Consider the following 13,901-nt stretch of genomic DNA (forward strand, 5'->3'; position numbering starts at 1 on the left):
GAACGCTTACTGCTATTAGTAAATAGTATTAGTCTCTGGTTGGAAACCTGGTTGTCGCTGGCGAATGGCTGCCTGCCGTGTGGTGAGAAAGGGAACCTTGAAATTGGATCACGTTCCCAGCAATCGATCTTCCAGAACCGCGTATCGCTGTCTCCGTGCTGCTAGCCATTCGGCTGCCAGGATGATAATAATGATTAATCGAGTGCCTGTTTTATAAATGCGAAGCGCCGTCGGCCGTCTTGCCGTCTTTAATGATGTCCCAGGACGACCGCTGGTTAGCCAAGCCGGGAATATGGAATACAATGCCATGAGCGAACCAACGGATCTGCGCGATCCTGCCCTCGAAGCCTCCCGGCGCCGAAAGCCATCGGCCAAGAATCCCAAGAGTCGCGTCACCATGACCGATATCGCCAGGGCCGCCGGCTGCTCGCAGGCAACGGTTTCGTTCGTCCTCAACAACACGCCGGGCATAAGGCTCTCGCAGCAGACCCGCGATCGGGTGATTGAGGCCGCGCGGGGTCTCGGCTATGCGCCACCAGCCTTCTCTGCTCTTCGCAGCCCTATCGCCTCGTTCGAAGGGCTGGACGGGGTGATCGGCTTCGCAGTCGATCAACTGGCGACCAGTCCCGAGGCAGTCGTCGCCATAGAAGGAGCGCGCCAAGCCTCGTGGAATGCCGGGAACGTCGTGCTGGTCGCTCAGACTTTGGGTGATTCCGTCATGGAGCCGCGCGCGATTGCGGCACTGACCAAGCGAGGCATTTCGGCGCTGATCTACATGACCATCTTCACGCGCGAGATCGCCGCGCCCGACTATCTCTACGACCTCGATATCCCGGTCATCCTGCTCAATTGCTATACCGCCGACTACGCCTTCCCCGCCGTGGTGCCGAGCGAAATCGCCGGCGGGCAGAGTTCCACCCGCCACCTGATCAGCCATGGCCACCGACGCATCGCCACCATCACCGGCGAGCCGTGGATGCAGGCGGCGCAGGATCGGCTGAAGGGCTACCGCCGGGCGCTGGCGACGGCCGACATCCCGTTCGATGCGGAGCTGGTGGTCGAGGGCGACTGGTCAGCGAGCGCCGGCTACGCCGCGACCGTCAAGCTTCTGGCGCTCAAGGACCGCCCAACCGCAATCTTCTGCCAGAACGACCGAACCGCGATCGGCTGCTACGAAGCGCTGAAGGAAGCCGGCCTGCACATCCCTGGGGATATTTCCGTGATCGGCTATGACGACGAGGAAATCGCCCGGCATCTGTTCCCGCCTTTGACGACGTCGATCCTGCCGCATATGGCGATGGGGCAATGGGCGATCGAGCAATTGGAAGTCCCTGCACCGCCCGGCCGCGGCCGCTACCCCATTACCAAGCTTGAATGCCCGCTGGTCGAGCGGGAATCAGTCAGTGCTGTGGCGCCTGGGCGCACACACGGGCTGACAGCCAGCTGAGCACCTCCAGACTTCCGTCAATGCAAACGCCGTACTGATGCCGCTCCAAGCCGGACAAGCGCCCCGCAAAGGGCAGTGGCCCGAATTGTCGCCTGGCATGGTGGATCGGGATTCTTGTATTACGAGTTCTGCGGATTGACATACGGTTGCTGCAGTCTGGTTGGATCCAAGGGTAAATCTGATCTGGTTCGCCGTTCCGCGCCGGCCTTCGAGCCCGATCTCCTCGCTGACTCGTCCATGCGGGTCGGCAACCCGCCAGAAGTTGTACTGCCATGAAGCTCCAGCATCGCCATGGCCCGCAGCGCGATTTCGTCGGTTACGGCCGGCGGCCGCCGCAGATCATCTGGCCGGACGGACGTCTGGCTGTTTCCGGCCGAGGGCGAAGCGCCATGAGCCAACTTCCAACTCGCATGGCGAACGGCATCCTTAAGCATCGGTGCGGGAAGGGAATTGCTCACCCCAACGGCATAACGCCTCTGCTCCAGCATTGAGCGCCGCTCCGCTTTCTGTCAACGAATAGACGACCTTGGTCGGCGATCCCGGATAGACTTCTCGGTTCACAAGCCCGTCAGCCTCCAGTTCGCGTAATTGCTGCGTCAGCATCTTTTCACTGATCGCCGGAATGGACTGCCTCAATCGGCCGAACCTGCGAGACGCCGTTCCAAGCTCACAAAGAATGTCCACTTTCCACTTCCCTTCGATCGCCTTGATCGCCGTTGCGAAGCCGCAATTGCCCGTCGGCTCATTCATGATGCTCTCCTTACCCTTGGGTAACCACTTACCTCCAGGTGCGTATTGTGCGCGCCATTCACTCCGACATACCTCTGCCCTTGACGGCAAAACCATGGCGCCGCTCGCCTATCGGCGTCTATTGGCATGGAGTGTTGCAATGAAGCTTTCAATCAGCGTTGTCGGGACGGGTCGTATGGGATCGGCGCTCGCCCGCGCCCTGCTCCGGTCGGGATATCGGACGACGGTCTGGAACAGGACGAAACAGAAGGCCGAACCGCTGGCCACGCTCGGCGCCACTGTCGCGGGGTCCGTCCTGGAAGCTGTCAATGCGGCTGAAATTGTCATTGTGAACGTAAGCGACTACCAGGCAACCGCTGCAGTTCTGCACGACGATGCTGTTGCTTCAGCTATTCGCGGCAAGCTGGTCGTGGAACTCACTTCGGGAACGCCGCATGGCGCACGTGAATCCGCTGAATGGTTTGCCGAGCACGGAGCCAGCTATCTCGATGGCGCAATCATGGCCACGCCGGATTTCATCGGCACAGATGCCGGGACGATACTGATCTCGGGGCCAAGGCAGGCTTTCGACGCGAACGAGGAGATGTTTCGTGCCTTGGGCGGCAATGTCCAGCATATCGGGGAAGAGCCGGGACGTGCGAACGCACTTGATAGCGCGCTGCTTGCTCTCATGTGGGGCGCGCTGTTCGGCACGCTGCATGCGATCGCCGTGAGTCAGGCCGAAGAGATCGACCTCGGCGAGTTGGCTCGGCAGTGGACCGCAACAGCACCTGTTGTTGACGGGCTTGTCGCCGACCTGATCAAGCGAACGGATGCTGGCCGTTTTGCCAGCGACGATGAGACGCTTTCGTCGATCTCCCCGCGCATTACGGCGCATTCCAGCATCTTTTGGAGCTGATGGAGGCGCGCAAGATCGACCGCTCTGTGGCCGACGGTTACGACGCGATCTTCCAACGGGCGATTGCAGCTGGCCACTTACATGATGATTTCGCAGCGTTGTCGCAATTTCTGGGATGTCCGGATAAGAGATCTCTCCGATCTGGAGTGCGAGGCGGATCCCTTCTGACTGGCTGAGCGGATTTGGTCTCCGGCCTTATTGAGGCGGACCACGCTTTGCCGTCAGCCAGCGGGATCGGGCTTTGTTGTCCGAGCATGGGCCGGTCAGACCAGTGACCTACCTGGGGGAATAGAATGCCTTTGACGCTTCTCATCGATTCGTACTGTGCTGCTTGGTCCGATCAGAACGCCGAGCAGCGGCGGGCATTGCTGTTACCGATCTGGAGCGATGGCGCGACATACACAGACCCTACAGTCCATGCGACTGGCGCGGAAGAACTGCTCGCGCACATCGCAAGAGTTCTGGCCAAGCGTCCCGGTGCCCGCATCCTACGGACAAGTGACGTGGATGTTCATCATGGGATCGGACGCTTTGCGTGGAAGTTTGTGATGCCTGATCGATCGTCCTTCCCTGAGGGTTTGGACATAGCCTTCCTCGACCCTGGTCATAAGCGAATAACGCGTATCATCGGCTTTTTTGGGCCGTTGGCACGGTCAAGCTGATCGACCAGCGCGTGCCTGCCCGTGCGCCACCAGCCGATCGATAATCTCGCAATAGCGACGCCGCTTGCCGCCATCGCCTTGGAATACATGCTGATATCGGTGGCGAGGATGGGACGGAATGCGACTGGGGCGAAGTGCTGGCCTGGGAACCGCCAAACCGCATCGTCCTGGCATGGCGGATTCGCGCCGACTGGCAATATGATCCGTCGCTGCTGACCGAAGTCGAGGTCAAGTTCTCCGAGGCCGGCGAGAACGCGACTCGCGTCGAGCTCGAGCATCGTCAGCTTGAGAACATGGGCGCGGCCGGTGAAGCGGTGCGTGAGATCTTCGAATCCGATCGTGGCTGGAGCTGTATCCTGCAAAACTATGTCCGGTTGATCGAGAAGCGGTAGGCTGCCAACCGATCGGCCAACTGACTTACCCTTTGAGTACGTGAAAGCTGCGCTTCAATTCGCAACGCAAGTGCTATAGTGAGACCAGGAAAGCGGCTCGCCGCTTACCGAGGCAACGAAAGCGAAAGCGTATTGGTCGCAGTGTATGCAAGCCGTAGCGATGGGATGAGACGAGGCGGCCGAGGACGGGACGGGCCTGGCGTCCTGCTCAGCCTGGGTGCCGGTCTGCGGCTGCTGGCTTCGCTGCTCTTTTTGCTCTGGACCATTCCTGCGGCAACAGCCGACCAGGTTGCGCATGACCTTGCCGAAGGCCAAATCGGCGAGACCGAACCGGTCACACACCCGACTGTCCTTGCCCGCAGTATTGCGCGCCACGTCGGTGCTGAGACTTCCCGTGTCAAGACACCTGTCATTGCGAGAGATGGCAAGCCGTTTTGCATTATCGCGGATTTGCGGCTGCCGCTCGAAACTGCGTCAGCCGCACCGTTTGGCATATGGTCTGACGGCCGGCCGGAACTGTCGCCGATCCGCGCCTTTGATGCGCGCGCGCCTCCGCTTCTCACGGCGTGAACCTGGCCGCGCGACCGCGGCTCTAGACTCGCAAAACTTCACATCGCGTTCCGTTCGTCGAGTTGCTCGCCGATCGGAACGCCAAAGCTCTTGTCGGAGGCGGTTTGCGCCCGATATGGGCTGAACGGACAAGAACATGCTGCATTTTTCGCGCTGGAAGACCATTCTCATCTGGCTGACGGTCCTGGCCGGTATTCTTTACGCAGCTCCCAATCTGGTTCCCGCCTCCACTCTGGCATCGCTGCCGAATTGGCTGCCCAAGCAGCAGCTGACGCTGGGGCTCGACCTGCAGGGCGGCTCGCACATCCTGCTCCAGATCGATCGGCAGGACCTTGCCAACGAACGTCTCGAAGCGGCACGCGACGAGGTCCGCACATCGCTGCGCGATGCCCAGATCGGCTATACCGGGCTTGCCGGCACCGCCAATTCCATCCAGGTCCGCATTCGCGACCAAGGCCAGATCGAAGCGGCGAAGAGCGCGCTCGAAAGGTTGGCGCAGCCGATCTCGACGGGCATGTTCATGAGCGGCTCGGTGACCGAGATGGAGATGACCGAGCCGGAACCGGGCCTGCTNCGATCTCGACGGGCATGTTCATGAGCGGCTCGGTGACCGAGATGGAGATGACCGAGCCGGAACCGGGCCTGCTGCGCTTCACGCTGACCGAAGCCGGGATCGACTACCGGATCGCCGCGGCGCTGACCCAATCGATCGAGGTGGTGAGCCGGCGCGTCAACGAACTCGGCACGACCGAGCCGATCATCCAGCGCCAAGGATCGGACCGCATCATGGTCCAGGTGCCGGGCCTGCAGGATCCGCAGCGGCTGAAGGATATCCTCGGACAGACGGCTAAGCTGACCTTCCAGATGGTCGACCAGTCGATCCCGGTCGAGGAGGCGATCTCCGGCCGCCCGCCGGCGGGCTCGACGGTGATGTATTCGACGGAAGAACCGCGGGTTCCGCATCTGATCGAGAACCGGATCATCGTTTCCGGCGAAAACCTTGTCGATGCGCAGGCAACCTTCGACCAGCGCACCAACGAGCCGGTGGTCTCGTTTCGCTTCGACAGCCGCGGCGCCACCCGCTTCGGTCAGGCTACCCAGGCCAATGTCGGGCGCCTGTTCGCGATCATCCTCGACAACGAGGTGATCTCCGCGCCGCAGATCCGCGAACCGATCCTGGGCGGCACCGGGCAGATATCCGGCAGTTTCACGGTGGAGAGCGCGAACGATCTTGCGGTCCTGCTGCGCGCCGGTGCACTGCCTGCCGACCTCACCATCGTCGAGGAGCGCACCGTCGGTCCGAGCCTCGGCAGCGATTCGATCGAGGCGGGCCAGTTCGCGGCAATCATCGCCGGGGTCCTCGTCGTCGGCTTCATGCTGTTCGCCTATGGGCGACTGGGGTTGATCGCGAATATCGCGCTCCTCGCGAATGTCGCACTGATCATCGCCGTCCTGTCCGTGCTCGGGGCGACGCTGACGCTGCCTGGCATCGCCGGCATCGTGCTGACGATGGGCATGGCGGTCGATTCCAACGTCATCATCTTCGAGCGCGTCCGCGAAGAGAACCGCCAAGGGCGCTCGATCGTGCAGTCGATGGATTCCGGGTTCAAACAGGCGCTGGCGACTGTGGTCGACGCCAACGTGACGACGCTGATCGCCGCCGTCATCCTGTTCTTCCTCGGCTCGGGGCCGATCAAGGGGTTTGCCGTCACCCTCGCCATCGGTATCGTCACCACCGTGTTCACGGCGTTCACGCTGACGCGTTGGCTGGTCGCGTTCTGGCTTCGCCGGCAGCGGCCGAAAACCATGCCCGCCGGTGTCATGCGGCTGGTGCCCGACGACACGCGCGTGCCGTTCATGGCCTTCAGAAAATACGCCTTCACGCTGTCCGTGCTGTTGTCGATCGCTTCGGCGGTGCTGTTCTTCACTGTCGGCATGAACTACGGCATCGACTTCCGCGGTGGTTCGAGCATCGAGGTGCAGGCAAAGGGCCAGCAGGCCGACATCGGCGACATCCGTGAGCGGCTGACGGGTCTCGAACTGGGCGAGGTGCAGGTGCAGGAGTTCGGCTCGGCCCGGGATGTGCTGATCCGCATTGGCACACAGGGGGGCGGCGACGTTGCCGAACAGTCCGCCGTCGAGAAGGTAAGAAGCGCGCTCGAAACCGACTACGAGTTCCGCCGCATCGAGGTTGTCGGTCCGACAGTGTCCTCCGAACTCGCGTTCAACGGCACAATGGGCGTGCTCGCCTCGCTGCTGGCGATGCTCGTCTACATCTGGATCAGGTTCGAGTGGCAGTTCGGGCTCGGCGCCATCATTTCGACGTTCCACGACGTGATCCTGATGGTCGGCTTCTACGTCGTCGCCGGCATAGAGTTCAATTTGACCTCGATTGCCGCGATCCTGACTATTGTCGGCTATTCCATCAACGATACGGTTGTTGTCTATGACCGGGTCCGCGAGAATCTGCGCCGCTATAAAAGGATGCCGATTGCCGAGCTGCTCGACCTGTCGATGAACCAGACGCTGGCGCGAACGGTCCTGACCGGCGTGACCACGCTGTTTGCGCTGGCGGCGCTTTCGATCTGGGGCGGCGAGGTGATCCAGTCCTTCACGGTCGCAATGATCTTCGGCATCCTCGCCGGGACCTATTCCTCCATCTTCGTCGCCGGGCCGCTGCTGATCCTGTTCAAGCTCCGGCCGGGCGCCCTCAGCCAGGAGGAAGCCGCAGTGGCGAAAGAGCCGCCGGCGCAACAGGCCTTGTAATGGGCGGTGCCATCTCTTTGGGTCCGCTGTAGCTCCAGCGCGGCCGCCTGCTCAAGGCTGACACCCGGGACGAGCGGGTCCGCGTGACGGTGCTCGAGCCGCCATTCGCGTTCGTCCGAGCGATGCACCGCTCAGCCGGCAGAATTGCATGTTGATCTTGCTGATGCCAATGATATGATTTCAGGATTATGCTGAATGAAATTGATCTTTCGCGCACCGATCTCAATCTCCTCGTCCTCTTCGAGGCCGTGCTCGGAGAGGGCCACGTGGGCCGGGCGGCGGACCGGCTTAACCTGACGCCATCGGCAGTCAGTCACGGACTCGGCCGGCTGCGCCGGCTCCTCAACGATCCGCTGTTCCTGAGAACGCCCAAGGGCGTGGTGCCGACGGCTCGTGCAACGGAACTGGCCGCGTCGATCGCCGACGTTCTGGCGCGCGTGCGCAGCGTGATGGCGACTGCCGCGCCCTTCGATCCCGCCACGGCCATGCGCCGGTTCGCAATCGGCGCACCGGACGGTGTCTCAGCCGTGATCCTGCGCCCGCTCCTCGCCGAACTCAGCCGGATTGCGCCACACATCGACGTCGGCGTGCGTCAGATCTTGCCCTCGCCAGCCCGCGTCTGGCGGAGCGCGATTGTCGATCTCGAGGCGCACGCCATCGATATCGCGATCATTCCGTCCGACGACATCCCGCCTCGCTTCGAAAAGCGCTGCATCTACGAAGAGGACTTTGTCATTGCCATGCGCCCTGGACATCCGTTCGCGCGTGATCCGAGCCTGGAGCGATACTGCAGCATGCAGCATCTGGTCGTCTCGGACAGCGGCGATCCTTACGGCTTCGTCGATGAACAACTGGCCAAGCAAGACCGGGCGCGACGGGTTGCGTTGACGGTTCCGAACTTCATGTTCGCGCTTGCCGTCATCGCCGAGACCGACCTCATCTCGGCCCTGCCGCGGCGGTTCGTTGCCATGCATGCGGGGCGTTTCGGCGTGCTGAGCCTCGATGCCCCGTTGCCGTTGCCCGGCTTCCGGCTCAACGCCGTCGCTCCCAAGGTCGCGATGATGGATGCGGGCGTGGCATGGCTCTTCGATCTGCTTGCAGGAGTGGAGCAGACTGCGCAGAAGCACCACAGCGGGCGATCATAGCTCGGAAAGCTTCTCGGCGCCGCCCGCGTGGATGAAATTGACAATTGCGTTTCCGCTACCGGGGACGTCCACTTGCGCCTCGACCGAGCGATTGCCGGCAGCATCTCTTCTTATTGGCATTGACCCTCCTTTGCTTGCCGATTGGCTGGTGAGGGGTGCGCCGTCACGACAAGGCGGTGCGACCGTCCCTGCGGCGCGGTTTCGTCGTGATAGCGTGCCGCCAGCGTGGTGATGGCCTCAGTCAATTCACGCGTGAACGAGGCGCGGTCGGCGGCGGAGCGGAAGCGGATTTCGGTGTCGATCGCCAAGGTCGCCAGGCGCTTGCCGGCATCGGTGGCGGCGCGCTGGAGAGCGCCAATCTCCCGCACCAGCCGAGCGCCGAGTGCGATGAGGTAGCTTGCCGACAGGCGGTCCGGGGTGCGGTTCGGATCGGCGCCGACCGGACCCAGCGCGCTCGTCGAGACGACATAGCTTGTGGCGCTCGCCACCATCAGCCGCTCGGTCAGGCCACCCCACTTGCGCGTGTCTGCAACCTGGACAAGCCCGTGCTCCTCCAGAGCATGCAGGTGGTAATTGATCTTCTGCCGCTTGAGGCCGAGGCGTGTGGCGAGGGTAGCGGCCGAGGCCGGCTCCCGCAGTTCTGAAAGGAGTTGACTCCGAACGGGCTCCAACGCGGCGGCGGCCGCGCTCGGCCGATCTATGACTTCGATATCGAGCATGCAGCCCTCACATTGACAATCATTCCTGTCAATGCGCGTTGACGAGTGTAATTGTCAAGAGCGAAAGGGCCGCTTCGTCCGAACTTTCCAGCTGGCTGCGGCTGCAGCAAGCGAGCCAGCTATCGCCCACTGCGGAAGTCGATGCGTCCCGCAGACGGCCCCGCACGGGGCAATTGCAATGACGGTGCCGTTCGTTGTAGCCATTGCGACCGCTTGATTTTGGAGGAGACGCAGCATGGACCGATTCACTGGCAGTTGCCTGTGCGGCAGCGTCCGGATTGTGGCGTCGGGGCTCCCATACCGGGTCGGCATCTGTCATTGTCTCGACTGCCGCAAGCACCATGGCGCCCTTTTTAACGCTTCGGCGGTGTTCCCCCAGGATGCGGTGACGATCGAAGGCGAGACGCGCGACTACGCCGGGCGGTTTTTCTGCCCCCGCTGCGGCTCGACAATTTTCGGACGCACCGCAGACGAAATCGAAGTGAACCTGGGATCACTGGATGCCCCTGACCAACTGATGCCAACCTACGAAAGCTGGATAATCCGTCGCGAGTCCTGGTTGCCGCCGTTTCCGCTCACGGGGCGGTACGAGCGCGATCGTGACGCCACGAGTCGCTTTGAGGAATAGTCGCACGAACGGTGCGAAAGCGTTTGGGAGGCCGGCACGTCACTCCGGAAGACCGGCCTTGCGGAAGCCATCGACGAAATGCTCGAGCGTCACAGCGTCGCGGAATGGCTCCGTCGCGGCCCAGTGCCGGGTGGTGAAATGCGGGTTGCCGACGAGGAACAGTTCGGCCTCTGCGCGCGCCTCGTCGACTTGGCCCAGTTGGGCAAGGCTTGCCGCCAGGAAGCGGCGCGAGCTTGTACGATAAGTCTCGTCCCTGCGCAGTGTTTCGACAGCCGCTTCGTATTGGCCGGCCGCATATTGCGCCTGGCCAAGCGTCAGATAGTACCAACTTGCCGGAAACGGGTTCAACCGGAACGCCTTGCGAATGTGCTCAAGGCCTTCCTTGACCCGTCCGGCCAGGACCGCGATGTCGGACAATGCCGCCCAGGCATCGGCCTCGTTCGGATCGAGCTCGATCGCCCTGGCGAATTCCGCATCCGCCTCGGCGAAGCTGCGCTCATAGGCAAGCAGGTAAGCCAGAACCCAGCGGCAGCCGGCATCGTTCGGATCGATCGCCACGGCTTTGCGCGCCAGTTCCAACGCAACGCTACGGGACGTTTCGGTTGGTCCGCCGGAATGCACCCATCCCATCCAGTGGTTCATGGCAAGCCAGCGATAGGCCTCGGCATATTCCGGATCGAGCGAAACCGCGCGGGTAAGCATCAGATGCGCTTCGCGCGCCGTCTGCGGCGTGTCATCCATCAGCTTGCGCGCCCGCACGCAGAGATCGTAGGCCTCAAGACTTTTGGGCCGGTTGCGCGGCGGCGGTGCGCGCAGCCTGCCGAGCAACGCCTCGACGATCTTGCCGGTGACCTCGTCCTGAACGGCAAAAATGTCTTCCAGGCTGCGATCGAAGCGTTCTGCCCACAAATGGTCGCCACTCACTGCGTCGACCAATTGGGCGTTGATGCGCACGCGCCCCGCAGCACGTCGTGCGCTCCCCTCCAGCAGGTAGCGCACGCCGAGATCCTGCGCGATATCGCGCACGTCCATCGCCTTGCCTTTGTAGGCGAAGGCCGAGTTGCGTGCGATGACGAACAGCCCGGAGATCCTAGACAGGTCGGTAATCAGGTCTTCGGTCAAGCCATCCGCGAAGGATTCCTGCTCGGGATCGTTGCTGACATTGACAAAGGGCAGCACCGCTATCGATGGCTTGCCGGGCAGCGGCAAAGGTTTTCGCTTCGCGCCGAGCTGTTCGACGGCCCCCGTGAAGCGGTAGCCGACGCGCGGGACCGTGGCGATCCATTCGCCGCCCCCATTACCGGCATCGGCGGCCGGGCCAAGCAGCTTTCGCAGCAGCGCGATCTGCACGGTGAGGTTGCCTTCCTCGACGGCCGTGCCCGGCCACGCCGCGTCCATCAACTCGGCCTTCTCGAGGATCTCGCCGGCTCGTCCAACGAGCGCCGCAAGCAGCTTTAGCCCGCGGTAGCCTAAGGCAACGGGGACATCGTTGCGAAGCAGCGTTCCCGCACCGGAATCAAGCACGAACGGACCAAAGGCAAAGCGCGATCCCTGCATGCGGCGTATCTTTAGCCCGTTTGGAAGTTTTGAGAACTATTTGGCAGAGCTTAATTACGACGCTGTTCGTATCCTGCAGAATTCAGCCTCTTTCAGGTCGAAGGTCCCTGGACCTCAAACCTATGGAGGTTGCTATGAACGATACTCTTGCATCGGCCCCGCATCAGGCAGGGGGAACGCCGGTGGAGCCGGCGGGAATATTGCGTCGGCAACACAGCCTGGCGACCCTGAGAAGCATTATCGCGGCGTGGGACGAGCGGAAACGCTTTCGCTGGGAACTTGAGCAAATGGCGAAGGACAATCCCCATTTGATCGACGACATCGGTCTGACGAGACGGCAGGTCGAGGCAGAGATCGCCAAGCCCTTCTGGCGACGATGATCCTCGTCGCCGCAAGGTCGCGAAGCCGATAACCGTCATCCTCGCCCCTGGTGCGCCAAAAGCATTTCGGAACGGTGGGAGAAGCTGGGCCGCCGATCCGGTCCCAAAATCGAGCGTTCGCGTGCGTCAGCGGGGCGGCCTTTTTCCCCTAGTCGTCGTCGTCATCATCCGTGTAGCGGTCGCGATAGCGGCGACGATCATAGTCCTGGTAACGACGGGAGGATCGGTCCTCCTGGTAAACCCTGCGCTTGACGTAGGTCTCACAATAGTCGTCTTCACAGTAGGTCTCGACAATCCGCTCACGCACAACGCCGTTGTTCGACGAGCTATTCGAGCTTGTGTTCGAGGACTGACTGTCCGCGTGGGCAACGACTGTCGCCATCATCGTCGCTGATGTCACCAGTAGGAACTTCATACGCATGGCTGCCTCCATTTTTGGCTAGATGGCGCAACGCAAAGCCAAATCGAGGTGAAACTCAACGGCTGGGCATGCAGAGCGTGCACCGCAGTCCAGCCCAAAGAAGTTCGCCGGACAGGATGAAACTGGGAACTCATATATTGTTGTTGCGCCTTTTCTGAGATCACCGCTCGGAGCGGTCCGCCTTGCGCTTCATAAACTGCCCTTGCCGCCCCGGCTGAACAGCCAAAATCGGACCCAACCGGTCATTGGTCAAGGGGAAGGTCACTCCGGCTTACCCGAGCAATGGAACTGTTCACCCCAGCGGCATAAGCCCTCTGCCCCGGCACAGAGCGTCGATCCGCTTTCCGTCAACGAATAGACGGCCTTCGCCGGAGAACCCGGATGGACTTTTCGGTTCACAAGCCCGTCTGCCTCGAGTTCTCGCAGCTGCTGCGTCAGCATCTTTTCGCTGATCGCCGGAATTGACTGCCGCAGCCGGCCGAACCTGCGTGGTGTCGCGCCGAGTTCGCAGATGATGTCCAGCTTCCATTTGCCGGAGACCATCTTTATCGCGGTTGCAAAACCATTCTCGGTGGGTTTGTTCACCTTGCCCTCCTTACCGGCAGGTAACCACTTACGCATCCGTGCGTATTGGTGTCGCGCTTCCCAAATCATAGCTCTTCCTCGGAACGACAAGCGAGCCGAGCGTTGCGCCAATCAAAATATGGATGTCGGAATGATGCCTGCAATCGGTGCCCTGGACACTGGACGTATGGGATCGGAACTCGCCCGTGCGCTGCCTGGAGCGGGATATCCCACGACCGTCCGGGACAGGACAGCAGAAGAGCCAGGAGGCGATCCAAGCCTTCATCATCAACCAATCATGGAACGCCTACAAAAAGCGAACTCCTGCTTCGCCGGCGCAAAACAGCAAATCACGTCGGCGAGGCTCGATTGACGACCGCTGGAAGCGGTGGCCGTTTCATGACCAACAGGTTCCCAGGAGAAAAAGCATGACGAATGCAAAACCGGATACAATGCAGGCCGCCGCCATCGACCGGTTCGGTGGAGCCGAGTTGGTTACTGTGCGAGCCGTGCCAGTGCCCGAGGTCGGGCCGAGCGATGTCCTAATCCGGGTCGAAGTGGCGGGCGTGGCCTCGTGGGACGCGCTCGAGCGTGAGGGTCTCTACGACGGGGCTTTCGGAATGCCGTCGACATTCCCCTATGTGCTCGGCTGGGACTGCGCGGGCGCAGTCGTCGCCGTTGGCAGCCAGGTTAGCCGCTTCAAGGAAGGCGACCGGGTGTACGCTGCATCCATGCCGCTTCCCAATGGTGGAACCTATGCCACCTACGCAGTGACGGATGCGGACAACGTTTCGCTCATCCCCGCCAAGCTCACGATCGAGCAAGCGGGCGTCATGGGCTGGGATGCGTTGACCGCGCTCAGCGGCCTGGAAGAGAGCGGCCTAAAGCAGGGCGATACAATGATGATCTTCGGCGCCAGCGGCGGTATCGGGCACATGGCCATCCGACTCGCAAAACGATTGGGCGCCCGCGTATTGGCGGTGGCTTTCGGGCGATGACGGC

General features: G+C 61.9%; 13 protein-coding genes and 1 pseudogene. 8 read left to right on the forward strand and 6 right to left on the reverse strand.

All coding sequences use genetic code 11. The annotated features are described in order from the left end of the window. The first annotated feature begins 307 nt into the window (after positions 1 to 307). Positions 308 to 1,447: a LacI family DNA-binding transcriptional regulator gene (locus X738_RS46815; RefSeq protein ID WP_023796950.1), complete on the forward strand. Its 1,140-nt coding sequence runs from the start codon at positions 308 to 310 to the stop codon at positions 1,445 to 1,447. A 426-nt stretch (positions 1,448 to 1,873) separates the two neighbouring features. Here X738_RS46815 and X738_RS46820 read toward each other — a convergent pair whose 3' ends face one another. Continuing rightward, a complete protein-coding gene (locus tag X738_RS46820; RefSeq protein ID WP_023796951.1) occupies positions 1,874 to 2,197 on the reverse strand; it encodes a winged helix-turn-helix transcriptional regulator in 324 nt (107 codons plus the stop codon). A gap of 94 nt (positions 2,198 to 2,291) precedes the next feature. Between X738_RS46820 and X738_RS46825 the strand changes: the two genes are divergently transcribed. Continuing rightward, positions 2,292 to 3,095 (forward strand): NAD(P)-dependent oxidoreductase, encoded by an 804-nt coding sequence (locus X738_RS46825; protein WP_245277570.1) that lies wholly within the window; start codon positions 2,292 to 2,294, stop codon positions 3,093 to 3,095. Positions 3,096 to 3,699: 604 nt separating this feature from the next. Here X738_RS46825 and X738_RS84475 read toward each other — a convergent pair. Further along, on the reverse strand, positions 3,700 to 3,846 hold the full coding sequence (locus X738_RS84475; protein WP_156942541.1) for a hypothetical protein: 147 nt from the start codon (positions 3,844 to 3,846) through the stop codon (positions 3,700 to 3,702). A gap of 45 nt (positions 3,847 to 3,891) precedes the next feature. Between X738_RS84475 and X738_RS46830 the strand changes: the two genes are divergently transcribed. From X738_RS46830 to X738_RS46845, 3 genes and pseudogenes are all read left to right on the forward strand, one after another. After that, a complete protein-coding gene (locus X738_RS46830; RefSeq protein WP_023796954.1) occupies positions 3,892 to 4,149 on the forward strand; it encodes an SRPBCC domain-containing protein in 258 nt (85 codons plus the stop codon). Between the two features lie 706 nt (positions 4,150 to 4,855). Then, positions 4,856 to 7,485, forward strand: a pseudogene (gene secD, locus X738_RS46840) (protein translocase subunit SecD). A gap of 188 nt (positions 7,486 to 7,673) precedes the next feature. Continuing rightward, positions 7,674 to 8,630 carry a LysR family transcriptional regulator gene (locus tag X738_RS46845; RefSeq protein WP_023796956.1) on the forward strand — a complete coding sequence of 319 codons (957 nt, stop codon included), beginning with the start codon at positions 7,674 to 7,676 and terminating at the stop codon, positions 8,628 to 8,630. Between the two features lie 110 nt (positions 8,631 to 8,740). Here X738_RS46845 and X738_RS46850 read toward each other — a convergent pair whose 3' ends face one another. Next, positions 8,741 to 9,349 (reverse strand): ArsR/SmtB family transcription factor, encoded by a 609-nt coding sequence (locus X738_RS46850; protein WP_023796957.1) that lies wholly within the window; start codon positions 9,347 to 9,349, stop codon positions 8,741 to 8,743. A gap of 235 nt (positions 9,350 to 9,584) precedes the next feature. Here X738_RS46850 and X738_RS46855 point away from each other — a divergent pair, with 235 nt between their 5' ends. Continuing rightward, complete coding sequence (locus X738_RS46855; RefSeq protein ID WP_023796958.1) at positions 9,585 to 9,977, forward strand: GFA family protein; 393 nt, start codon at positions 9,585 to 9,587, stop codon at positions 9,975 to 9,977. Positions 9,978 to 10,016: 39 nt separating this feature from the next. Here the strand turns inward: X738_RS46855 and X738_RS46860 are convergent, their stop codons facing one another. After that, positions 10,017 to 11,534: a winged helix-turn-helix domain-containing tetratricopeptide repeat protein gene (locus X738_RS46860; protein ID WP_023796959.1), complete on the reverse strand. Its 1,518-nt coding sequence runs from the start codon at positions 11,532 to 11,534 to the stop codon at positions 10,017 to 10,019. 134 nt (positions 11,535 to 11,668) lie between these two features. On the opposite strand from X738_RS46860, the gene X738_RS0140385 reads away from it, so the two are divergent. Next, positions 11,669 to 11,914: a DUF1127 domain-containing protein gene (locus X738_RS0140385; protein WP_023796960.1), complete on the forward strand. Its 246-nt coding sequence runs from the start codon at positions 11,669 to 11,671 to the stop codon at positions 11,912 to 11,914. Positions 11,915 to 12,062: 148 nt separating this feature from the next. Here X738_RS0140385 and X738_RS46865 read toward each other — a convergent pair whose 3' ends face one another. Beyond that, complete coding sequence (locus X738_RS46865; protein WP_245277571.1) at positions 12,063 to 12,329, reverse strand: hypothetical protein; 267 nt, start codon at positions 12,327 to 12,329, stop codon at positions 12,063 to 12,065. Positions 12,330 to 12,596: 267 nt separating this feature from the next. Continuing rightward, positions 12,597 to 12,989, reverse strand: coding sequence for a winged helix-turn-helix transcriptional regulator (locus X738_RS46870; protein ID WP_245277572.1), 393 nt, complete (start codon positions 12,987 to 12,989; stop codon positions 12,597 to 12,599). 116 nt (positions 12,990 to 13,105) lie between these two features. Here X738_RS46870 and X738_RS85870 point away from each other — a divergent pair, with 116 nt between their 5' ends. Then, complete coding sequence (locus X738_RS85870; RefSeq protein ID WP_198032765.1) at positions 13,106 to 13,897, forward strand: NADP-dependent oxidoreductase; 792 nt, start codon at positions 13,106 to 13,108, stop codon at positions 13,895 to 13,897. The last annotated feature ends 4 nt before the right edge of the window (positions 13,898 to 13,901 follow it).

It is taken from the genome of Mesorhizobium sp. L48C026A00 (assembly GCF_000502375.1).
In the GTDB taxonomy this organism is placed as follows: domain Bacteria; phylum Pseudomonadota; class Alphaproteobacteria; order Rhizobiales; family Rhizobiaceae; genus Mesorhizobium; species Mesorhizobium muleiense.